The organism is Hyunsoonleella pacifica (assembly GCF_004310335.1).
Classification (GTDB): domain Bacteria; phylum Bacteroidota; class Bacteroidia; order Flavobacteriales; family Flavobacteriaceae; genus Jejuia; species Jejuia pacifica.
This window is the reverse complement of sequence record NZ_SIRS01000004.1, coordinates 408,747-430,719: the sequence shown is the minus strand read 5'-3', so window position 1 is coordinate 430,719 and position 21,973 is coordinate 408,747. Positions and strand designations below refer to the sequence as shown.

18 protein-coding genes and 1 tRNA gene are annotated in these 21,973 nt (G+C 33.9%); 8 read left to right on the top strand and 11 right to left on the bottom strand.

Annotation, left to right across the window (positions count from 1 at the left end):
* Positions 1 to 66 precede the first annotated feature (66 nt).
* The 3 genes from EYD46_RS11150 to EYD46_RS11140 all read right to left on the bottom strand — a co-directional run bounded on the left by EYD46_RS11150 (position 67) and on the right by EYD46_RS11140 (position 5,211).
* Complete coding sequence (locus tag EYD46_RS11150; RefSeq protein WP_130937226.1) at positions 67 to 1,098, bottom strand: transporter; 1,032 nt, start codon at positions 1,096 to 1,098, stop codon at positions 67 to 69.
* Positions 1,099 to 1,257: 159 nt separating this feature from the next.
* Positions 1,258 to 1,632 carry a hypothetical protein gene (locus EYD46_RS11145; RefSeq protein ID WP_130937225.1) on the bottom strand — a complete coding sequence of 125 codons (375 nt, stop codon included), beginning with the start codon at positions 1,630 to 1,632 and terminating at the stop codon, positions 1,258 to 1,260.
* A gap of 135 nt (positions 1,633 to 1,767) precedes the next feature.
* On the bottom strand, positions 1,768 to 5,211 hold the full coding sequence (locus EYD46_RS11140; protein ID WP_130937224.1) for a hypothetical protein: 3,444 nt from the start codon (positions 5,209 to 5,211) through the stop codon (positions 1,768 to 1,770).
* 394 nt (positions 5,212 to 5,605) lie between these two features.
* On the opposite strand from EYD46_RS11140, the gene EYD46_RS11135 reads away from it, so the two are divergent.
* The gene (locus tag EYD46_RS11135) at positions 5,606 to 6,520 is read left to right on the top strand and encodes a DUF6731 family protein (protein WP_130937223.1); all 915 of its coding nucleotides are present in this window, start codon (positions 5,606 to 5,608) and stop codon (positions 6,518 to 6,520) included.
* Positions 6,521 to 7,021: 501 nt separating this feature from the next.
* Here the strand turns inward: EYD46_RS11135 and EYD46_RS11130 are convergent.
* Both EYD46_RS11130 and EYD46_RS11125 read right to left on the bottom strand, forming a co-directional pair.
* Positions 7,022 to 8,200, bottom strand: coding sequence for an acyl-CoA dehydrogenase family protein (locus tag EYD46_RS11130; protein ID WP_130937222.1), 1,179 nt, complete (start codon positions 8,198 to 8,200; stop codon positions 7,022 to 7,024).
* Positions 8,201 to 8,309: 109 nt separating this feature from the next.
* The gene (locus tag EYD46_RS11125) at positions 8,310 to 8,969 is read right to left on the bottom strand and encodes a tRNA1(Val) (adenine(37)-N6)-methyltransferase (protein WP_130937397.1); all 660 of its coding nucleotides are present in this window, start codon (positions 8,967 to 8,969) and stop codon (positions 8,310 to 8,312) included.
* Between the two features lie 207 nt (positions 8,970 to 9,176).
* On the opposite strand from EYD46_RS11125, the gene EYD46_RS11120 reads away from it, so the two are divergent.
* Positions 9,177 to 9,626, top strand: coding sequence for a DUF2383 domain-containing protein (locus EYD46_RS11120; protein ID WP_130937221.1), 450 nt, complete (start codon positions 9,177 to 9,179; stop codon positions 9,624 to 9,626).
* 2 nt (positions 9,627 to 9,628) lie between these two features.
* Here the strand turns inward: EYD46_RS11120 and rimM are convergent, their stop codons facing one another.
* The 3 genes from rimM to EYD46_RS11105 all read right to left on the bottom strand — a co-directional run bounded on the left by rimM (position 9,629) and on the right by EYD46_RS11105 (position 12,126).
* A complete protein-coding gene (gene rimM, locus EYD46_RS11115) occupies positions 9,629 to 10,153 on the bottom strand; it encodes a ribosome maturation factor RimM (protein WP_130937220.1) in 525 nt (174 codons plus the stop codon).
* A gap of 179 nt (positions 10,154 to 10,332) precedes the next feature.
* Positions 10,333 to 10,848, bottom strand: a complete 516-nt coding sequence (locus EYD46_RS11110; RefSeq protein ID WP_130937219.1) for a 30S ribosomal protein S16 — start codon at positions 10,846 to 10,848, stop codon at positions 10,333 to 10,335.
* A 219-nt stretch (positions 10,849 to 11,067) separates the two neighbouring features.
* Complete coding sequence (locus EYD46_RS11105; RefSeq protein ID WP_130937218.1) at positions 11,068 to 12,126, bottom strand: lactonase family protein; 1,059 nt, start codon at positions 12,124 to 12,126, stop codon at positions 11,068 to 11,070.
* Positions 12,127 to 12,417: 291 nt separating this feature from the next.
* On the opposite strand from EYD46_RS11105, the gene dnaE reads away from it, so the two are divergent.
* Complete coding sequence (dnaE, locus tag EYD46_RS11100; protein WP_130937217.1) at positions 12,418 to 16,803, top strand: DNA polymerase III subunit alpha; 4,386 nt, start codon at positions 12,418 to 12,420, stop codon at positions 16,801 to 16,803.
* Positions 16,804 to 16,894: 91 nt separating this feature from the next.
* Entirely contained in the window at positions 16,895 to 17,752 is an 858-nt protein-coding gene (locus tag EYD46_RS11095; protein WP_130937216.1) for a hypothetical protein, read from the top strand.
* Positions 17,753 to 17,791: 39 nt separating this feature from the next.
* Here EYD46_RS11095 and EYD46_RS11090 read toward each other — a convergent pair whose 3' ends face one another.
* The 3 genes from EYD46_RS11090 to EYD46_RS11080 are packed head-to-tail and all read right to left on the bottom strand — an operon-like array spanning position 17,792 to position 18,968.
* Positions 17,792 to 18,220: an SRPBCC family protein gene (locus EYD46_RS11090; RefSeq protein WP_130937215.1), complete on the bottom strand. Its 429-nt coding sequence runs from the start codon at positions 18,218 to 18,220 to the stop codon at positions 17,792 to 17,794.
* A 3-nt stretch (positions 18,221 to 18,223) separates the two neighbouring features.
* Positions 18,224 to 18,547, bottom strand: coding sequence for an ArsR/SmtB family transcription factor (locus EYD46_RS11085; RefSeq protein WP_130937214.1), 324 nt, complete (start codon positions 18,545 to 18,547; stop codon positions 18,224 to 18,226).
* Positions 18,537 to 18,968, bottom strand: a complete 432-nt coding sequence (locus EYD46_RS11080) for an SRPBCC family protein (RefSeq protein WP_130937213.1) — start codon at positions 18,966 to 18,968, stop codon at positions 18,537 to 18,539. Before EYD46_RS11080 ends, EYD46_RS11085 begins: the two co-directional genes overlap by 11 nt.
* A 375-nt stretch (positions 18,969 to 19,343) precedes the next feature.
* On the opposite strand from EYD46_RS11080, the gene trxA reads away from it, so the two are divergent.
* From trxA to EYD46_RS11060, 4 genes are all read left to right on the top strand, one after another.
* Positions 19,344 to 19,661, top strand: coding sequence for a thioredoxin (gene trxA / locus EYD46_RS11075; RefSeq protein ID WP_130937212.1), 318 nt, complete (start codon positions 19,344 to 19,346; stop codon positions 19,659 to 19,661).
* Between the two features lie 83 nt (positions 19,662 to 19,744).
* Positions 19,745 to 20,284, top strand: a complete 540-nt coding sequence (locus EYD46_RS11070) for a ClpP family protease (RefSeq protein ID WP_174719900.1) — start codon at positions 19,745 to 19,747, stop codon at positions 20,282 to 20,284.
* A 148-nt stretch (positions 20,285 to 20,432) separates the two neighbouring features.
* The gene (locus EYD46_RS11065; protein ID WP_130937395.1) at positions 20,433 to 21,362 is read left to right on the top strand and encodes a DUF58 domain-containing protein; all 930 of its coding nucleotides are present in this window, start codon (positions 20,433 to 20,435) and stop codon (positions 21,360 to 21,362) included.
* Positions 21,363 to 21,490: 128 nt separating this feature from the next.
* Positions 21,491 to 21,564, top strand: a tRNA-Asp gene (locus EYD46_RS11060).
* The last annotated feature ends 409 nt before the right edge of the window (positions 21,565 to 21,973 follow it).

Below are 21,973 nucleotides of genomic sequence, written 5' to 3'. Positions count from 1 at the left end.
AAATCAATTAAAAAGCGTTTCCCAATTTAGGAAAACGCTTTTTTACAATTGCATTAAGTGTAATCGTTAATGCATAGCATATTGTATACCAAACGTTATGTTATAATTTTGCTTTAATTGAATACCATTTAAATCTTGATAAAGCGGTGTGGTAATCTCACTAGCTAAACGAATCCCTTTTAAAACCCCATTTTTTATCATATAGTTCAATCCAAAACCAGAATTGATAAAAGTACCCCCAGAGTTTACAGTATCGGCGGTAGTTACCATCATTGGGTTTAATAACGGGCTAGCTCCATCAATCTCATCAACTAAAAGGGCTTGTAGACGTACAGAAACACTTAAGTTGTCCCCAGCTTTGGCTGCAATCCAATTGTTAAAGCTGTAGCGATTTCCAAATTTATAATCTTGGTCGTTATCGTTAATGTTTACAATACCTGTTAGTTGGTGTCCCCAAGAAAACGAATCGCATTGTCCTAAATACGTTAACCCAAGTTTAGCACCAAAAGAACCAGTTCCAATTTGCATAGGGTATGGTAATTGTACAGCATTACCCATGGATACAGGCAGTACGTTCTTTTCTTCTATACTACCGGTAGGTATGTTTACACCCAGTTGTGCGTGCATCGCTTTTCTATTTTTATTAAAAATGCTATAAAGCGCACTTACCATAACATCCCCAAGCCCAGAAGTATTTGTAGAAAATACATTCCCATTTCGCATTTGCAAATTCATATCGTTTTCAATGTAATTAGCCATAGCCATCAATGTAATTTTATCAGAAGGTGCATACATAGCACCCAGCATGTGCATGTTCATTATCATATCAATAGGCGCTACCATATAGTTAGCATGTGCATCTGCTGCTGTAGCATCGTTCGTGCCCTGTCTTAATTGACGCATATCCATGGTCATGTAGCGATAAGAAAACATAAATTCTCCCTTGTGGTGTGTATGGTCTGCCATAACAGCTATAGGTGCATGTCCATCAGGTCTACTAGAAGACCATAAATTTGAATTTGAGGTATTATGATTGTCGTGTTGTGCAAAAGTTAATGATGTTACAATACACAGTATTGCAATGATTATATGTTTCATTTTAAGTTTAGATTAATTTTTTAATGTAATTATTTGAGCGCCTGCCTGCCGGTAGGCAGGTTACCACAAGGGTCGGGCTATCCGCTATATCTTTTTTGAGAAAAACAAAAAAGGATGTCGCTTCTATCCCTAACGCAAAAGAATATTTAGAAAGAATAATTACACAGCGTCTGGCGGTTGAAATGTACTGCTGTTATAGTTAAAGTGATATAATATATGGTATGGGATACACTCTAGCTTTTTTAAAGGTAGGAGGTTGTTTAAACCTTCAATTTTAAAAATAGATACAAATCCAATAGGATAATTTTCTAAAGAAATACTCAAGGAAGTAAGAGGTGTATTTTCCTGTTGTTTTTCAATTTGTTTTGCCAGATGACACTTTCCGTTACATTGCAACTTAGGTTTGTCTTTATTGACACATAAAAATTCAGCAATATAGTCTTGATTTAGCACATATTCAATGTAGGGCTGCACAGGTCTTAACATGGCAATCATGTATAAAAAGGCAAAACATAAAGCAGTGAATTTGTGCAAGACTTAAAATTTTCGGCAAATATAGTTGAAGCTATAGTTGAAACAAAAAAATCTGGATGATATTATGTAACATATATCATCCAGATTAAAAACAAATAACTAAAATTAACTAACTCGTTATTAGACTGCTTTTCTTTACAAAGGGTCTGCTCCAATGGTACCAATTAAATCTTTTAAATACGCTTCAGATTTTACTTTGGAAAACAACGCTTTCACAGACGTTAGTCTATGTTTTATCTGCATTTCTTTAACTAAATCCTTGTTATTTGGGTTTGCTATAAAATCTTCTAAATAATCAATTTGCGATTCGTAAAATTTGATGTCTTTTTCTTGTTTCAAGTGTAAGCGTTCTTGATACCAATCGCTATTTACAACATAACCTCTGTCAAAGAATTTACGTAATTCAGGATCGCTAATACCTTTACCTTCATAGTTACCATAAGCCATAATGTGTAGCAGTATTTTTAATGGAGGAATAGCCGCTCCAACACTACCATCTTCAAAATAATTGAGGGCTACTTTTTGCTGTGCTTCAGTTATATTGTTAATGCCATCTACATAATCTTCCATACCTTGTAATTCTGGTTTCAGCATGCGCTCGTTAAACACGGCTGTGGGTTCATCAAAAATTCGGTTTAGGCAGAGTAAATTAAATTTTTCAGTAATTCTATAGCCCAATCTGCTTGCTAGTATGTTTTGTCCGTTATATTCAAAATCTTCTAGTTTTTCTAAAGCCCCAACTTTAATAAGATGTTTTGGGTCTCTATCTTCAGGAGCCATTCTAGCCCATATTTCGGGGATTAATAAACTAACGTCATGGTCTATCTTGTTTTCAGCACCTACATAACCCGCAGCAGTACTAAACCCATTAGACTCCGTAAGTATATGTGATAGTAAAGCATTATTTAAATCAGTTGTTGGTGTCAACATGTTAAACGGTGCTTTGGTTAAAGCACCCTCCGATCCAGCTCCTGTAGTAGATGGTGATTTACCCGTTAAGCTACAGATAAAATCCATAAATAACTCTGGAGTTTCTTGATAATGAATTGGGTTATACACAGCTAAAGGCCTAATACCTGCTTTTTTATCAACAGGATTGTTTCTTCTACCAGGTAACACTGCATTTACTGTATGAATTACAGGATCTTCCAGCTTAATTTTTCGTTTCAAACGTACACCCATATCAGAGATATAGGACGCTTCGGTTTCATTATAAAACTTGTTAGGTTCTAAATAACGCGGATTTTTTGTAGGTAAACCATCCTCAATAATTCTTGGGTGTGATGGTAATACAAATTGAATATCCTTGTCGTCACTATCAATAATGGCTTTTATAAAATCTTGAACAGGTTGTGTATATTTATCAAAATTAATAGTGTCTTCATATATTTCAATAGCATCTTGTTTGGTCAACATTTCGTAGTTAGTTAAAAATCTACCATCAGAAATAATATCCAATTCAGCACCTTTATCATAACCACGTACAATAGCTTCATCTGGTCTTTGAAATAAATGCGCTTCACAGTTTACAAGAACTTTTACGCTTTTGTTAGGGTATTCCGGATTTAGATATTTGAACTGATGTTTAGGTAATGTTATAGATGCTGAAATATCATCTTCAGTTTGAATTTTTTCCGAAGCCGAAAAATCCGAACGTAATTTATTTAACATCCAGTTGCCTTCTTGGTTAAAACCAATTCTAACATAGCTGCCGACTACGGGATTGTTATTGTAAATAAGAGATGTGCCTTTAACGCCATTAATGGTTTCTACAGACATCATGTCTTTCCAGTTAAAGTTAGCCCCATGAGCTTGTCTAAATAAACGTTTAACAAATAACACTAAAGAACGCACATGAACAGGAATGTTTTTTAACCACTCGTTAAATTCTTCTGAGTTTTCTTCAGATGGTGTTAGTAATTTTACAACAGAACCTAAAGTGCGTTTTTCACTCAATAACGCTCTGGATTTTGGTCTATTATTACTTTTATCTTTCCATCGGGTTGAATAATCAAACTCTATAATTTCATCAGCCTTTTTAAAATCTTTTTCTATGTTGTGAATATTAAAGTTGCTATAGGTAATAGCATTTTGCATAGACTTAGAGATTTCCGATTTACCACCACCAGAAACCGTACAAGGTTTATGGCAAAACACGCCTTCTGGATAAGTTTCAACCATACGCCATAAATCGACGGATTTATGTTTTTCTAACCGTAGTTTATTACCTGAAGGATGTATATAGGTTTTGTAAGGCGATAACTTTAATTGTTGTTTCTTTCCCTTATGATCCCAGGAAATACTGTTGATATTAGTATCAAAATAAGATGATTCTGGAATATAAATGATGTTGGGGTAGACTTTATCTATGGCATAATTTTCAGGTTGTACCTCAATACGGTCTCCTAATAAAATTTTCACATCTTCGATGGTATGATCTAGCCCGTAATACACTTTATAATCCTCGCAATTAACGGTGTCTCCCATAACACGTCTTGCATAAGCAATAGCGCCGCCAGCATGCTCTTCTTCTAAAACACCATATAGATTAGCCGAATAGCTAATTTGTGTTTTAATTTCTTTTTTAGAATAGCCATAGTAGTTATCGGCAATTAGGGTTATTACTACGCCACTATCATCTCTACATGTAATTTTAAACGCACCTCCCTCATTATATAATTCATTTTCATCTTTCCAGCACATGCCATCTTTTTTCTGACGTTCAGTAGCATCATTAAAATAGGGTAATCCCACCTCTTTCTTTTTAAGTTTTAATAACTGAGGTGCTAGTATGATACAACCTGTATGCCCCGTCCAGTGTTCTGGATCTAACGCAGCATCGTTGTGTGCTAAATTGGGGTTACCAGCATTACCAAATATATTTTCAACAAAATCTAAATTGCTAACTAAATTTCCAGGAGCAAAAAAACGTACTTCTAAAGTTTTTTTTGAAATAATATCTTTTACTTCAGGACAAACTGTTGGTCTTAAAAGCATAGAAACCATAGTTCTTGCTTTTTCTTTTTGGTTTGAAGTAAATGGTAAGGTGTTTAAATCATCAGAAGGCTTAAAAGCTTCATTTAAAAAATGAGCCAGAACAATTTTTGGTACTTCTTTTTTATCCAAAGGCACAGGTAATGGGCCTTCAACAATATGAAATGTACCTTTAGTAGTTCTTTTGTCATGTAATGGATTATTCAAAACACCTTGTTTTAGGCGCTTAGAGCTTACCAAATCACTTTCAAAAGAATTCCCATCAGGAGGTAGGCTAACTTCTCTGGCTTGTCCTTTTTTAGAAAGTATCAGTGTATTATTAGGCAATTTATACGGTTTGTCAATAGAAATATCCTTTAAATAGCTATCTATAAAACTTTGAATTCTGGAGTCGGCAGGGGATAAATGATCCGCGAGTAATCTTGACTTCTCCCTTAAACTCATAATGAGTGGTTTGGTAGTTTTTTCAAACTCTGGGTCACAAAATTTAATACTGCTATCGTCCTTATCTTTGAATGTAGGCTGACCTAAAGCAGCGAGTTGTAGATTGGTAAACTGGATAATGTCTTTTCTTGAATCTTTCATGATGCTTAACTATTGAATGGTGTATGAATACATTCATGTTCAAGACAAAATTAGAGTTAGAATTCATGAAAAAACCTGACAAAAATCACTTTGCGGTTATATTTATTACTAAAACGATGTAGTGGTGTTAATTAAATTTTTTGTGGAATAATGATTGGGTTAATTGAAGTTTGAAGGTTCTGGATTAGAGGCTTCAAAATATTGTTTTTGGTATTTAAGCGGTATTTCATACTTAAAATGGACTATCCGTTATTGAATGAATTCATTCATTTTTTTATATGGTAAAATATTATCTTTTGGATTACATAAATCGATTTAATATTCTTACATTTAACTTCTCCTTTTTAAGCGCTAAAAAGTATTAGTTACTTTTTCAACAAAAAATATTTATTTAATGGAAGCTACCAAAACAACAAATGTATATTACTATCAAATTTTCCCATCTGACGAATATTTGCCTAAAGAAGAAGCGGAGTCTCTTTTAAAAATAATGGATTCTAAGATTTTTGCTTATCATGAAGAAGTGTTCCATAATATAGCTCATTCAGATGGATACATAAGTATATACGATATAAAGGAAATTGAAAATAGATATATCCTCGGGACTTTTGTTTATAATCAAACTTCTAATATCCCTCCTTCATATGACCCTGAAAAAAATAAACCTTCAAAATTGAAAATAGGTGACTATGATGGATTAGGATACGATAGCTCATTTATTTATGATAGGACAACTAGAATTCTTGGCTTAGAATCAAAAAAGCCAGGCACTTCACCTTCATCAGTTTTAAAATTTTTAATTCGTAATTTTGAGTTGCCGCATATTACACTTAAAGATGTAGTCTTGCCAGACGAATACGTTAAGTTTCTAAACTCAAATGAATATACAAGGATTGAAATGGATTTGGCAATACCGAATAATGATATGGGTATTTTAAAGCCAAATGAGAAAAATGCTTACCGTCTTTTGGAGTTAATGCAAGATTTAAAAGGGGCTAATGCAAAAGTTGTTATTTCAAATGGCCGTTCACGGAAAAACAAATTATCTTTACAACAAGTAAGACAATTGGCTCAATGGTTTTATAAATCAGATAAAGGGGAGGATTTAGCGAAAAATTTGCGAATCACAGGAATTGATGTTGATTCTGATCATACCCATGTCTTTGATTTGATTTCAAATAGGTTAATAACTCAACTGACTATTAAAAAAACAAGAACTATCGGGAATTTTCAAATAAAAAGTAAATATGAACAACTGAAAAAAGATTTTATTAAGAATCGAAATCAACTAGAACTTTTGCAAAAATAATGATAACCAAGGCTTTTACTATACCAATTATTATATCTATAATAATTACGCTTTTTCTTTATTGTTGCTCTACTTGGTTTTGTGTAAATCTAAAGTTCCCTAAATTTTTTGAAATTTTTATTACTGCTTTTAGTATTATTATCGGTTTTATTTTGACAACAGCAACAATATTGAATTCTTACAGAAGTGAGAAATTAGATTTTATCAGAAAATCTGATGGTATGAAGTCCCTATTTAGGTCCCTAAGATATTCTATTTATAGTGGTTTTTTTGCAATATTTATATCAATTACTTTTTTCTTATTTGAAGATATCCTTACTTGTCATAAATTAGTTATTTATATCATTGTAGGTATTAATATAGCCTCAATGGTATATTGTATAAGATATATGAAGTTGTTCCTGAATATTGTTACGAATTAGTAGTGAAGTAAACTTTTATGGTTTTGGAAAAAAACAAAACTCTTTATTATACATTATCACGAAAACACTTAGAAGTATTCTACTTAAACCCATTCAATCCCGTAATATCCAAACCAGTAATTAATAAATGGATATCATGAGTACCTTCATAGGTAATTACACTTTCTAGATTCATCATGTGGCGCATAATGCTGTATTCTCCAGTAATGCCCATACCACCAAGCATTTGTCTAGCTTCTCTGGCGATATTAATGGCCATATCTACATTGTTACGTTTTGCCATAGAGATTTGTGCAGAGGTAGCTTTGCCATCATTACGTAATACGCCTAACCTCCAAGCGAGTAGTTGTGCTTTGGTAATTTCTGTAATCATTTCAGCTAATTTTTTTTGCTGTAATTGAAATTGCCCAATGGGTTTTCCAAATTGCATGCGCTCTTTACTATAGCGTAATGCGGTATCGTAACAGTCCATAGCAGCACCAATAGCGCCCCAAGCAATACCATAGCGTGCAGAGTCTAAACAGCCTAATGGCGCACCTAATCCAGATTTATTTGGTAATATGTTTTCTTTAGGTACTTTAACATTATCAAAAATAAGTTCGCCAGTTGCAGATGCACGAAGCGACCATTTGTTATGAGTTTCAGGAGTAGAGAATCCCTCCATACCGCGCTCAACAATTAGTCCGTGAATTCTACCTTCTTCATTTTTAGCCCATACTACGGCTACTTGAGCAAAAGGGGCGTTACTAATCCATAGTTTTGCACCATTTAAAAGATAATGGTCTCCCATGTCCTTAAAATTTGTGGTCATACCACTTGGGTTACTGCCATGATCGGGTTCTGTTAATCCAAAGCATCCCATCCATTCCCCGCTGGCTAATTTAGGTAGGTATTTTTTACGCTGTATTTCGTTACCATATTTCCAAATAGGGTACATTACTAAGGAAGATTGCACAGATGCTGTAGATCGTACTCCAGAATCGCCACGTTCAATTTCTTGCATAATTAAACCATAACTTATTTGATCTAAACCAGCACCTCCATATTCTAAAGGTATATACGGACCAAAAGCCCCAATTTCTGCTAAACCTCCAATAATTTGTTTTGGAAATTCTGCTTTTTGTGCATAATCTTCAATAATAGGAGAAACGTCACGTTTTACCCACTCTCTGGCTGCATTACGCACTAACTTGTGCTCATCATTAAGTAACTCGTCTACGTTGTAATAATCGGGAGCTTCGAATAAATCTGGCTTCATAAAATTTGATTTTATTCATGTATAAATCAAATTTATTGAAAATATTAAATTAAAAACAGGGTTTTTTGAAGAATTTGTAATGATTAAAGTTGGTAAACGTGAAAAACTTCTACATTTTTAAGTAAAAATCTTTAGTTAGGTTGATATACGCATCAGTATATTGATGCCTATCTGTTTCAATAATCAATTCACTCACTTTTATATCACTTTCGTGATAAGAAAACTCAATAAGACTTCGTTTTATATTAGAAGTAGGATTGCCTTTAACATGTAAAATACGATTTGGAAAAAGCCTAATAAGGCTAGCTTCTTCTATATATTTTTGTTCTTCTTTATAAGGTATAATAATAGAAAATTTGCCTTGATCTGATAGAAGATTAATAACTGCAAAAATGATATGTTCTAGTGGCATAGCGTCACTAAAACGAGCTAAATTTCTAGATGTTTCTTGTGTTTTATAATCTTCAGAATAAAAAGGAGGGTTACAAATGATAAGGTCAAATTTTTCATCTACAGCTTCAATATATTCTAGTAAGGAAGCGTGAAAACAAAAGAGTCTGTCATTCCATGGAGAGTTTTCGAAATTTTCAGCGCACTGTTCATAAGCATCATCATCAATTTCTATAGCTTCTATTTGTGTTGCATTAGTACGTTGCGCCATCATAAGGCTTAAAATTCCTGTGCCAGCACCAATATCTAAAATATTATAGGGATTATGCTTTACTGAGGTCCAAGCGCCCAACAAAACCCCATCAGTACCAATTTTCATAGCGCACCTTTCTTGTTGAACTGCAAATTCTTTAAATCTAAAAGTTGATTTTTCCACTACAATGATTTTAGAAAATGATTTTGGTAAAAATAACCTGAAATTATATTAAAAAATGTTAAAAATGGATTTTAAGATATACGTTTTACTAAAGGCGTGCGTATATAAATATATGTATGTATTTACGGAACTGTTTTAAAGAAAAAGAATATGAGGTATTTAAAAAGAAATTTAGAAAAATTAAACAGTTTGTTGCAGTTAAACCATGAGATGAAGACCATTTATGAAATGTCTTCTCATATTGCTTTAGGTGCTGAATTGGAAGCTTTGTTAAAACGGTATAGTTTTCAACGCAGTGAATTTAGTAATGATTTAAAAGCACAAATTTTAGATATGGGAGGTGTGCCATCAATTCAAGATAGATTAAGCAGCGTAAATAATCAGTTTTTAGATGTCATCAATAGATTAGTGATGGATAACGAAGTAGATAACATATTACGACATATATGTAATGTTGAACAGATGAGTATTGATAACTATAATAATTTTCTACAAGAACTACACATACCAGTATCGGTTTGTAAACTGTTAATAGGGCAGCGCGATGATTTTCAAAATAATATAAGTATCATAGAGACGAAAGCAGTTTTAGAAGCTTAGGATTACAAATAAAGGTCTATTAAACCTTCTGGAGTTTCAACTAGAATGATTTTTTGCGCTCGATCTACTTTTACAATAAATTCATCATTCATAGGAATAAGTATTTCTGTTCCTTCTCGATCAATTTCAAAAAGTGCTTGAGCAGTTGAATCATTTATTGCTTTAATGATACCTACATCTCCAAAGTTTGAATCTGTAATTTTAAATCCTATCACTTCATGAAAATAAAATTTATTGCCTTCTAGCTTTGGTAATAAAGCTAGAGGTAGATATAAACCACTTTTCATTAAAGCATCTGCATCAGCTTCTGTATCTACATCTTCAAATTTTAGACGTAGTAATGTGGATTTGTGTAGTTGCGAGCGTTCTACAAAAAAGGGAACCAGATTATTTCTAAGTTCCAAGAAGATGGCGTCTAAATTTTCGTAAAGCTCAGGTTCATCGGTATCTAATTTTGCTAATACTTCCCCCTTAAAGCTATACTTTTTAACAATTTTTCCTAAATAAAAACACTCTTCTTTTTTCATTGAAAATGCATTTTTTGTCATTCCCGCGGAGGCGGGAATCTTTTTAAGATTTTTCCAAAATTTATGAGATTCCTACATTTGTGGGATTTGTTCAATCACGTATTTATTTTGTAAAATACTATTTCACAAAAAAACTCCGATAGTACTATCGGAGTTTAAAAGTATAAAAAATTAGTTTTTTATTCTTCTTCGTTTGAAGCTTCTGCTTCAGCAGCTGGAGCATCTTCTTCTGTTGCTTCTTCAACAACAGGAGCAGCTGCAGCTATTCTTGCATCGTTAACTGCTTTTTCAGCAGCTAATGCTTCAGCTTTAGCTTTTGCTTCAGCTTCAGATAATCCATCAGTTTTAGCTTGGATTTTAGCAGCTTTTTCTTCTAACCAAGCGTTAAATTTCGCTTCTGCTTGCTCTTCAGTTAAAGCACCTTTTTTAACACCACCTGCAAGATGATTTTTTAACAAAGCACCTTTGTAAGACAAAAGTGTTCTTGCTGTATCGGTTGGTTGTGCACCATTTTGTAACCATTGTACAGCACCATCAACGTTTAATTCAACAGTTGCTGGATTAGTGTTTGGATTGTATGCACCTAGTTTTTCAAGGTATTTACCATCTCTTTTTGAGCGCGAATCTGCTGCTACAATCCAGTAATAAGGTTTCCCTTTTTTACCGTGTCTTTGTAATCTAATTTTTACTGGCATAATAATTAATTATTTGAGGTTCCCGACCTCGGTTATTAATTGAAAAAAATTCCTTGAAGTTTTTGCTTCAAGGTTTCCGTTGTAATTGTCATTCCCGAGACATCGGGAATCTAAATAAAGAATTTGTGCTATTTCCAAATAAATGAAAACGAATTCTTTATTGAGGGCGCAAATATACCATATTTTTTTAAAAATCAGTATTTTATTTATTGTCGAATTTTAAAATAATAAACATACTGGTTCTGGTACTTTAAAATCATGTAAGTACTTAAGTGTACCAGCATTTTTATCAATACTAAATACTGCAATATTTTCAGTTCTCATATTGGCTACTAGAAGAAAGTTACCTGTAGGGTCTATCGCAAAATTACGAGGCCAATCGCCATGCACAGATATGCTTTGTATTTTATTGAGTTTTCCGTTTTTGGTATTGCGTTCAAAAACAGCAATAGTATTCTCGCCTCGGTTAGAACCATAAATAAAACGTTCGTCTTCAGATATGTGAATATCAGCACATTTATTAAATTCAGTAAAATCAGGCGCTAATGTATTGTCTTCATCAATTTGTTTAAATCCTTTTTTTGTGCGTTTAATGCTAGTAATGGTAGCTCCATATTCATTAATTACATAGAAAAAATTTCCATCTTTAGTGAATTTAAAATGGCGAGGACCAGGGTTGCCTTTAGTTTGTACGAGAGCATCAGATTTTAATTGGTAATTATTGTCCTGCATTACATATTGAAATACGGTATTTCTTCCCAAATCAGCTACAAACAATTCGTCTTTAAAGAATAATGAAGAATGCGCATGAGATTCCCTATCATCACTACTTTGGTTAAAAACTTGAGATGCTTCTGCTAAACTATTATCATCATTTATTGGATAAATTGCAATATTACCGCCAACATAGTTTGACACAGCAACTGCTTTACCATCTTCCCGTATAGCAATATGACAAGGGCCTTTACCTTTGCTACTAACGCGAGTTAATAGTAACAAGCTACCATCGTCATTTATTTTGTATGAAGAGATGAAACCGCTATTACTACCATTGGTAGAGTACAGGTATTTCCTGTCTGGTGCATAAGTTAAAAACGAGGGATTGTCAATTGGGATAGCTAATTCTAAATCACTTAACTCGCCAGTTTCTGTATTAAAATTAAGCTTATAAATGCCTTTGCTATTGCTTTTTGTGTATGTGCCTACATAAAGTGGTGCTATTTGAGCATAACTAATCATATAGAAAGTAAAGGTAATGAGGAAAAAAAATAATTTCATTGTGTAGTATTAAATTATAAGGAAACTAAATTATAATAAATTATTCTAATATAACTCAATATACCCAATATTAGGTATGTTTATTTGCTCAAAAAGTATTAACTTTACCTTGCTATTAATTAGTTCTTAGGGAGAATTATAAAGGGCGTCTTGATTCTAAAAAGAAACGAGGCGCTTTTTTGTTTACAACTGTTTATAACTTCACTTTAAAAAAGTAGAAATTCTACCTATTTTTATATGCTCGTTATTCTTGAATAAACGATTATACAGTTGAACAAATAAACACCTCGTATGTATTTAATTTTTGATACAGAAACTACAGGATTACCTAAACGTTGGGATGCACCAATTACAGATGTAGATAATTGGCCAAGGTGTATACAAATTGCATGGCAATTACACGATGCTATGGGGAATTGTATAGATCAGCAAGATTATTTGGTTAAACCTGAAGGTTTTAATATTCCCTACGATGCGGAAAAAATTCATGGTATTTCTACAGAATTAGCAGAAGAACAAGGTGTGTCTTTAGCTGAGGTTTTAGAAAAATTTAATGACGTTTTAGGGAAAACTAAGTTTGTAGTCGGACAGAATGTAAAGTTCGATTTGAATATTATGGGCGCTGAATTTGTTCGAGGAAACATTGAAAACCCATTACAAAAATCACCTGTTTTAGATACCTGTACCGAACACACAGCGAGTTTATGTCAAATTCCTGGTGGACGTTATGGTAAATTTAAATTGCCAACTTTAACTGAGTTACACGAGTTTTTATTTAACAAGCCATTTGCTGAAGCGCATAACGCAACAGCAGATGTTGAAGCCACTACGCGTTGTTTTTTAGAACTGGTACGTTTAGGCGAATACACTAAAGAACAACTCGATGTACAACCCGATTATTTTGAGAATTTCAAAAAAGAGAATCCTGATACGATTCAGACCATCGGTTTAAAGCATGTTAATCTTAAGCGGGAAAGTGATAAAATTCGTGAGCGTATTGCAAAATCAGAATCGTCAATTTCTTTTGAAGATATTCAGCAAAATGCATCCGATTTAGCTGATATTGATTTTGTGCATTTACATAATCATTCACAATTTTCGGTGTTGCAATCTACCATGAGTGTTTCTGATGTTGTTGCAGCGGCGGCAGAACATAATATGCCTGCTGTAGCGTTAACTGATCATGCCAATATGATGGGGGCATTTCATTTTGTAAATGCTGTGAATAAAGCCAACAAGGGTATAAAAGATAAAATAGCCGAAGCAGAAAAAAGGGGAGAAGTACCAGATGCAAAATTAATTAAGCCAATTGTAGGTTGTGAGTTTTTTGTTTGTGAAGACCATACCGATAAAACCAGAAAAGACAATGGCTACCAAATAGTACTGTTGGCTAAAAATAAAAATGGCTATCATAACCTTGCTAAATTATCGTCTCATGCCTTTGTAGATGGTTTTTATTATTTACCGCGTATTGATAAAAAACTCATCCAACAATACAAAGAAGATATTATTGTACTTACAGGGAATTTATATGGCGAAGTACCTAGTAAAGTATTGAATATTGGCGAAAACCAAGCTGAAGAAGCTCTAATTTGGTGGAAAAATGAGTTTGGAGACGATTTGTATGTGGAATTGATGCGCCATAATCAAGAAGACGAAAATCGTGTAAACCCTACGCTAATAAAACTTGCAAAAAAGCATAATGTAAAGCTAGTAGCATCAAATAATACATATTATAGAAACCAAGAAGATGCTAATGCACATGATATTTTGTTATGTGTAAAAGATGGCGAAAAGCAGGCTACTCCTATTGGTCGTGGTCGAGGTTATCGTTATGGTTTGCCAAATCAGGAGTATTATTTTAAATCTTCTGAGGAAATGAAAGCCTTATTTCGAGATGTTCCCGAGGCGATTTTAAATGTTCAGGAAGTTGTTGATAAGATAGAAGCCTTTCAGTTAGCAAGAGATGTACTATTGCCAGCTTTTGATATTCCAGATGAATTTAAACATGAAGAAGATCTAGTAGATGGAGGCAAACGCGGCGAAAATGCATATTTAAAACATTTGGTGTATGAAGGTGCAAAAAAGCGTTATGGCGAGCCGCTTTCAGAAGAGGTTATAGAACGATTAGATTTTGAGCTGAGTGTTATTGAAAATACAGGTTACCCTGGATATTTCTTAATTGTAGAAGACTTTATCCGAGAGGCTAGAAATATGGATGTATCGGTAGGTCCTGGTCGGGGTTCTGCCGCAGGTTCAGTAGCCGCCTATTGTTTATGGATTACCAATATAGACCCCTTAAAGTACGACTTGCTTTTTGAGCGTTTCTTAAATCCAGATCGTATCAGTATGCCAGATATTGATATTGATTTTGATGATGAAGGGCGAAGTCGCGTCATGGATTATGTAATTGAAAAATATGGTGCCAACCAAGTGGCACAAATCATTACCTACGGTACCATGGCAGCAAAATCTTCTATTCGTGATACAGCACGTGTATTGGATTTACCATTGTTTGATGCGGATAGAATTGCAAAATTGATTCCCAACATGTCTAAACTGAACAAAATTTTTGGTTTAGATGAAAAGGAATTGGGCAAGAAGTTTAGGGCAGAAGATTTAGAAAAAGTAAATCAACTTTTAAATATTTCTGAAGGTAGTGATCTAGAAGCCGAAACTGTAAACACAGCTAGAACACTTGAAGGTTCGGTAAGAAACACAGGAATACATGCCTGTGGTGTTATTATTACACCTGATGATATTACCAAATTTGTGCCTGTCTCTGTTGCTAAAGATTCGGATTTATATGTAACCCAATTTGACAACTCTGTAGTGGAAGATGCTGGTTTGCTAAAGATGGATTTCTTGGGTTTAAAAACGCTAACGTTAATTAAGGACACCGTTAAAATTGTTAAAGCAAAACATGATATCCAGCTAGATCCTGAGAGTTTTCCATTAGATGATGAAGAAACTTATGCCTTGTTCCAAAGAGGAGAAACGGTTGGGGTATTCCAATACGAATCTCCTGGGATGCAAAAACACTTAAGAGATTTAAAACCAACGGTGTTTGAGGATTTAATTGCGATGAATGCCTTGTATCGTCCTGGACCGATGGAATACATACCTAGTTTTGTTCGTAGAAAACATGGTGATGAGGAGATTGAATACGATTTACCTGCCATGGAAGAATACCTAAAAGAAACCTATGGTATTACGGTTTACCAAGAGCAGGTAATGTTATTGTCTCAAAAATTGGCAGATTTTACCAAAGGTGAAGCAGATGTGTTACGTAAGGCGATGGGTAAAAAGCAAATTGCTGTACTGGATAAAATGAAACCCAAGTTTATTGAGCAAGCCAGTGCTAATGGGCATGATGCTAAAATATTAGAAAAGGTTTGGAAAGATTGGGAAGCTTTTGCGAGTTACGCTTTTAATAAATCACACTCGACTTGTTATGCTTGGATTGCATACCAAACGGCTTATTTAAAGGCACATTATCCAGCGGAATATATGGCGGCCGTACTTTCCAATAATATGAATGATATTAAATCCGTTACCTTCTTTATGGAAGAATGTAAGCGTATGAAGTTGGATGTTTTAGGTCCTGATGTTAACGAATCGTATTATAAATTTTCGGTAAACAAAGATGGTGCAGTACGTTTTGGTATGGGAGCTATAAAAGGTGTTGGTCATGGAGCGGTAATGACGATTGTAGATAACAGAAAAGAAGATGGGCATTACAAGTCTATTTTCGATTTAGCAAAGCGAATAGATTTACGAGCGGCTAATAAAAAAGCCTTTGAAAACTTAGCATTAGCTGGTGGATTTGATGGTTTAAGTGATACACACCGTGCACAATATTTTCATGATGATGGCGATGGTATTACCTTTTTAGAAAAGGCCATAAAATATGCTCAGAAGCATAAGGAGAATGAAAACTCAGCACAGGTAAGTTTGTTTGGAGAGTCTAGCGATGTGCAGATTCCTGAACCTGAAGTACCACCATGTGAAGAGTGGGGCACTATGAAAACCTTGAGTAAAGAGCGTGAGGTAGTTGGTGTTTATATTTCTGGACATCCTTTAGATGATTTTAAAACCGAAATGAAAACCTTTTGTAATGCCACGGTGGGTATGTTTAATAATTTGGAGCCTTATGTAAACCGAGAATTAGTATTTGGAGGCGTAGTTACAGATGTGCAACACCGCGTAAGTAAACAAGGTAAAGGATGGGCATTATTTACCATTGAAGACTATACAGATAGTTATGAGTTTAGGATTTTTGGAGAGGACTATTTAAAACAACGGCACTTTTTATTGCAGAATAACTTTGTGTTTGTAAAGACTTTTGTTCGTGAGGGTTGGGTAAATAAGGATACGGGTAAGAAGAGCGATCCTAGGTTGCAATTTAACAGTTTTCAATTGTTGCATGATGTGATGGAGCAATATGCAAAAAAATTGTCGATACAGGTTGATATAAAAGATTTAGATGAGCAAAAAATAATAGATTTAAAGGAATTATTACACATGCACCCTGGAAATCAAGCTCTGAATTTTTTAGTGTATGATACTAAAGAAAAAATGAAGTTGACCATGCCTAGTCGCAGACAAAAGGTAAAGGTGTCTCAAGAATTATTGAATGAGCTAGAAGCCCAGGATGTAAGGTTTAAGTTGAATTAAGAAAAATCTTAATTGTTAAAATTTGATAGTCATGGTAGGGAATTTTAAAGATTACCTGTTTTATTAATAAATAAGACAAATATTAATTACCATGAGAAAAATTTTAAGTTTAATGTTTTTAGTTAGTCTTTTCTTTGTTGGATGTGATAAAGAAGAGGCACCCCAAAACGATTTGAATGCTGCTACAGAACTTTCTGTTGATGCAGAAGTAACAATTGAAGAAACCGAGGAGGTTTTAGATAATATAGTTTTGTATTCTGAAAGTTCTTATGGTGTTACTACATCAAGTAACGGATTAACATCTAAAGGTCCAGATAGACATGGTTGGTCAGGGTTTTTTAAAGCGTGTGCAGGTATTACAGTAGTAGAAACTGATATGACTATTACAACTACTATAGTGTTTAATGGTGAGTGTACTGATAAGGAGGGGAACTCAATTACAGGTACAATTACTAAAGAAAGAGAAAAGACTGAAGGTTCTAGAACAAGAACTGTAACTTTTACTGATGTTACTATAAATGGAAGAGTGGTAAATGGTACCAAACAGTATGTATTTACTGAAGAAAATGATAATGGTAACCCTGAGATGTCTGGTTCAGTAGATATTACAATTGAGACTGAAGATGGGACTGTGTCTAAAGTAGGTAACAGAACTGTAGAAATTACTGCAGGAAGCGATACCTATTCGTGGTTTGATGACGAAAAAACCATTACAGGCGCTTCTATATATACTAATGCTGAGGGTAATACTTTTACAGTAGAAATTACAACCCCACTAGTAAAACCTGCAGAGTGTAAATATATTGCTTCTGGAGTTAAAGAATATACCAGACCAGAAGGGACTACGGTTATAGATTACGGTGATGGAACTTGTGACAATGTTGCTACAAAGACAGCTCCAGATGGAACAGTTACAGAAATTACTCTTAGAAAAAGAAAAAGGAAATAGTTAATTTAATGTGGCCCCGCTTATAATCGTCAACTAGTACTACATAGTTGACGATTTTTTATTTATATACGATTTTAGTTTTTGTGTAATGAACATATCCCAAGTAGTAGAACAAACTTCGTAACAGTGTAATTGGGGTGTTAGTCCGATTTGATGAAAATTTAGGATGGTTTTTTGGTTTACTTCTTTTATATCCCAATGCAATTCATGTCCTATCCATTCTTTATTAAATTCAGGTTCGCCATCAATACACTTCCAAGTTAATTTTTGATAAGGTATAAATTCGGTAATTTTAAAAGCCCACCAATAGCCATTTTCAAAAGTGATGGTAAATTTTCCGTTACTTTTAAAATTAGAATTGCTGATTGCTCCCCACCAAATATCCATGCCTTCGTTTAGAGCTTCAAATACTGTTTTTGGACTTGTATTTATTTTAATTTCTTGTGAATAGTTACTGTTTTTATTCATTATTTAAGCTTTAGAGTCTAAGTAATTACTCAAACTACCCAATTTATCATCCCAGAATTGTTCATAGAATTTTAACCATTTGTTGATTTCTTTAAGCTCTTTTGGATTGGCATTACAAAAACGCTCTCTACCTTGTGTGTTTATGTTTACTAAGCCTGCATCTTCTAAGGTTTTTATGTGTTTGGTAACGCCTTGACGTGTCATATCAAATTGATTTGATATTTGAGTAATAGATAGTGCTGTGGTTGCGATAACCAAGGCGTGAAATATTTCTCGCCTTGTTGGGTCTGCTATGGCTTTAAATAGTTTTGTGATGTTATCCTGCATTCACTTCTTCTTTTAGGTAGCTTGTTAATCCGCTAATGCAATTGTCCCATCCGCCATTAAAACTTTCAAACATAGCTACCGCAGTTTCTCCTTCATAATTTGATATACCTGAGTGCTCCAAAGTGAGTTTTGTACCTTCTTGTGTGGTTTTTAGTTCCCACTTTACTGTAGTTTCTGTTGTGGTATCTCCCACAATCCAGGTGTAAATTAGTGTATATGGGCTGGCTTCTATAATTTCTCCACCAATGGTTGTGCACCCTTTTTCGTTTGGTGGTGAGGTAAATAGGTATTTGTATCCTTTTTTTGCTTTAAAATCGGCTGAGATAAACCAAGTTGAGATTTCTTCGGCTTTTGTTATGGCATTCCATACTTGATCTATGTTATGATTTAACACCACTTCTTTTGTTATTACATCTTTCATTATCGTTAGGTTTTTTGATTTATATGCAACTTTATGGTTGCTAAAATAATAAATATATTTTATTTAAGCAACTTTTTAGTTGCTTATTGATTTTTATAATGTTTAAAGTAAGAAGGAGTATACATTTAGTTTTAGTACAAGTTTTTGTAAACACGCACCGCGTTAGGGATTGCAGAGGAAAGCCCACAGCGAGGCACGAGCGAGGACTTGTAACGTAAAGCCCGACCACGCCTAAAGCGGGGTAACGCCCAAAAAAGAAATAAGCCTAACCAATGCTATTATAGGCAAAACAAATTGTTGAGTTGTAAGCTTTGGGCTTTTTTTTGACTAATTTTGTGTAATTAAAATGAATTAAGAACTTAAAAAATATATATTATGGCATTAGAAATAACAGATGCAACGTTTGAAGAAACAGTATTGAATAGCGATAAACCAGTTTTAGTAGACTTTTGGGCTGCTTGGTGTGGACCTTGTAGAATGGTTGGACCAGTAATTGAGCAAATTAGTGATGAGTATGAAGGTAAAGCTGTTGTTGGGAAGGTGGATGTTGATGCTAACCAAGAGTTTGCTGGTAAATACGGTGTTAGAAACATCCCAACGGTTTTGGTATTTCAAAACGGAGAAGTTGTTGGAAGACAAGTGGGTGTTGCACCTAAGAATGCGTATACAGATGCGATAGATTCGCTTCTATAATAGAAAAAGAAAAGAAAGTTGAAAAGGTTTGCCTTATGGTAAACCTTTTTTTATTTTAGATGCTTAATAAATTAAAAATTACGATGAGTAAAAATAAAGTTCAAGACGCAATAGATAATAAATTATTAGAACAACGTAAGGTGTTTTTATGGGGTATGGTTGAAGATAAATCTGCTAAACACGTAATAGACCGCTTATTGTATTTAGATGCTTTAGAAACTGCAGATATCCAATTGTATATTAATAGCCCAGGAGGTTATGTAACTTCTGGTTTTGCTATGTACGATTGTATACAATCTTTAAATAGTGATGTTTCTACAATCTGTACAGGTTTAGCTGCTTCTATGGGATCTATTTTATTAAGTGTTGGTACTAAAGGCAAGCGTTTTATACAACCACATGCACGTGTAATGATTCATCAACCTAGTGGAGGTGCTAGAGGACAAGCAAGTGATATTGAAATTACAGCACAAGAGATTTTAAAAACTAAAGAGTTAAGTGCCAAAATTTTGGCCGACAACTGTGGGCAAGATTTTGATAAAGTAATGAAAGACTTTAATCGCGACCATTGGATGGGAGCAGAAGAGTCTGTTGCTTATGGTATTGTGGATGGGATAATATAAAAGCCCTACTTAACCACCCCAAAGGGGAGGAGTGCTTACTCTTGAAAATAAGAGTTGATAATAATAAATAGGTATACATTTCGTACACATAGATTTTAATATAGAGTATGAGTAGAATTCCTCCCTTTTGGGGAGGTCAGGATGGGCTATGAACTTACAATCGGAACTTAATAAAGCAGAAGGTTTTAAAAACCTTGAACTACTTGCAAAACAAGTTGTGGAAGGGTTTATTGCTGGTATGCATAAGAGTCCGTTTCATGGGTTTTCTGCAGAATTTGCGGAGCATAAGATTTATAATCGTGGTGAGAGCACACGGCACATTGATTGGAAATTATATGCTAAAACAGATAAGTTATATACCAAGCGTTATGATGATGAGACGAATTTACGTTGTCATATCATCTTAGATAATAGTAGCTCTATGCATTACCCTGCGTTGGATACTTTTTCTATTGACAGTTTAAATAAGATTGGGTTTTCGGTTTTAGCAGCAGCATCGTTAATGCAAATTTTAAAGAAGCAACGTGATGCAGTTGGCTTAAGTATTTACAGTGATGCATACGATTATTATGCACCTGAAAAGGGTAGTGAGCGCCACCACCAAATGCTATTAAATCATTTAAGTGATGCTGTAATTTCTAAGCCTATAAATACCAAAACGGAAACTTATAAATATTTACATGAGATTGCCGAAAAAATTCATAGACGTTCTATGATATTTTTGTTTACAGACATGTTTCAAACTTCTGAAGATGAAGTGAAACTGTTTGAGGCACTAAGGCATTTAAAATATAATAAGCATGAAGTTGTTCTATTTCATGTATTTGATAAGGAAAAGGAATTGTATTTTGATTTTGATAATACTCCTAAACGTTTTATTGATGTAGAAACTGGGGAACATATTAACCTGTATGCTGATACTATTAAGGCTAATTATAATGAAGCTGTAAATCACTATTTTGAGGCATTACGTTTAAAATGTGCGCAATACAAGATTAAATATGTTGAGGCAGATATAAATAAAGATTTTAATTCTATTTTAACTACGTATATGGTAGAACGGCAAAAATTTAAGTAGACCTGCCTTAAGGGAAAGAGCTCCGTTCTAACCTTAGTTTCTAGGGTTTCAAAAAATATTTAAAAAACTTAAAAAAACATTTGACATATAAAAAAAGGCGTGTATATTTGCAACCGCAATAACGCAACGGTCTGGTAGTTCAGTTGGTTAGAATATCTGCCTGTCACGCAGGGGGTCGCGGGTTCGAGTCCCGTCCAGACCGCAACTATTGCAAGAAAGCTCTGAGAAATTAGAGCTTTTTTAGTATCAAGATGTTGTGTTGTTCCCGTATTACTCGGGAATGTAGTTTACCAAAGTAATTTGGTAACCAATGGAAAGCTTTCCTTTTTTCTTTTTAGAAAATTGGGATGCTTTTTTGTTTTAAAGCTGTTTTTCTATTAATAACTACAGTAGCTAAAAGTCTTCATTTTTCAATAGAAATTTAAAATTTCATACTTCTACAAAACAATTGAAATCAACGCGTTATTTTTTTGAAATTAAATAGAAATATGTAGTATTATCTTACCATTTAATGATACGATATTGATTTTTCTTGCATTAATAAGAAAAATTACATACTTTTACCGAGTAAATTTGCTTTTTATCGATAAAAAATTGAGAATTCATGTTTT

Bases quoted from the DNA above. Each gene is read 5' to 3' on its own strand.
- EYD46_RS11150 (WP_130937226.1), bottom strand. From the start codon at position 1,098: ATGAAACATATAATCATTGCAATACTGTGTATTGTAACATCATTAACT.
- EYD46_RS11140 (WP_130937224.1), bottom strand. From the start codon at position 5,211: ATGAAAGATTCAAGAAAAGACATTATCCAGTTTACCAATCTACAACTC.
- EYD46_RS11135 (WP_130937223.1), top strand. From the start codon at position 5,606: ATGGAAGCTACCAAAACAACAAATGTATATTACTATCAAATTTTCCCA.
- EYD46_RS11130 (WP_130937222.1), bottom strand. From the start codon at position 8,200: ATGAAGCCAGATTTATTCGAAGCTCCCGATTATTACAACGTAGACGAG.
- EYD46_RS11125 (WP_130937397.1), bottom strand. From the start codon at position 8,969: ATGAAAATTGGTACTGATGGGGTTTTGTTGGGCGCTTGGACCTCAGTA.
- EYD46_RS11120 (WP_130937221.1), top strand. From the start codon at position 9,177: ATGAGGTATTTAAAAAGAAATTTAGAAAAATTAAACAGTTTGTTGCAG.
- rimM (WP_130937220.1), bottom strand. From the start codon at position 10,153: ATGAAAAAAGAAGAGTGTTTTTATTTAGGAAAAATTGTTAAAAAGTAT.
- EYD46_RS11110 (WP_130937219.1), bottom strand. From the start codon at position 10,848: ATGCCAGTAAAAATTAGATTACAAAGACACGGTAAAAAAGGGAAACCT.
- EYD46_RS11105 (WP_130937218.1), bottom strand. From the start codon at position 12,126: ATGAAATTATTTTTTTTCCTCATTACCTTTACTTTCTATATGATTAGT.
- dnaE (WP_130937217.1), top strand. From the start codon at position 12,418: ATGTATTTAATTTTTGATACAGAAACTACAGGATTACCTAAACGTTGG.
- EYD46_RS11095 (WP_130937216.1), top strand. From the start codon at position 16,895: ATGAGAAAAATTTTAAGTTTAATGTTTTTAGTTAGTCTTTTCTTTGTT.
- EYD46_RS11090 (WP_130937215.1), bottom strand. From the start codon at position 18,220: ATGAATAAAAACAGTAACTATTCACAAGAAATTAAAATAAATACAAGT.
- EYD46_RS11085 (WP_130937214.1), bottom strand. From the start codon at position 18,547: ATGCAGGATAACATCACAAAACTATTTAAAGCCATAGCAGACCCAACA.
- EYD46_RS11080 (WP_130937213.1), bottom strand. From the start codon at position 18,968: ATGAAAGATGTAATAACAAAAGAAGTGGTGTTAAATCATAACATAGAT.
- trxA (WP_130937212.1), top strand. From the start codon at position 19,344: ATGGCATTAGAAATAACAGATGCAACGTTTGAAGAAACAGTATTGAAT.
- EYD46_RS11070 (WP_174719900.1), top strand. From the start codon at position 19,745: ATGAGTAAAAATAAAGTTCAAGACGCAATAGATAATAAATTATTAGAA.
- EYD46_RS11065 (WP_130937395.1), top strand. From the start codon at position 20,433: ATGAACTTACAATCGGAACTTAATAAAGCAGAAGGTTTTAAAAACCTT.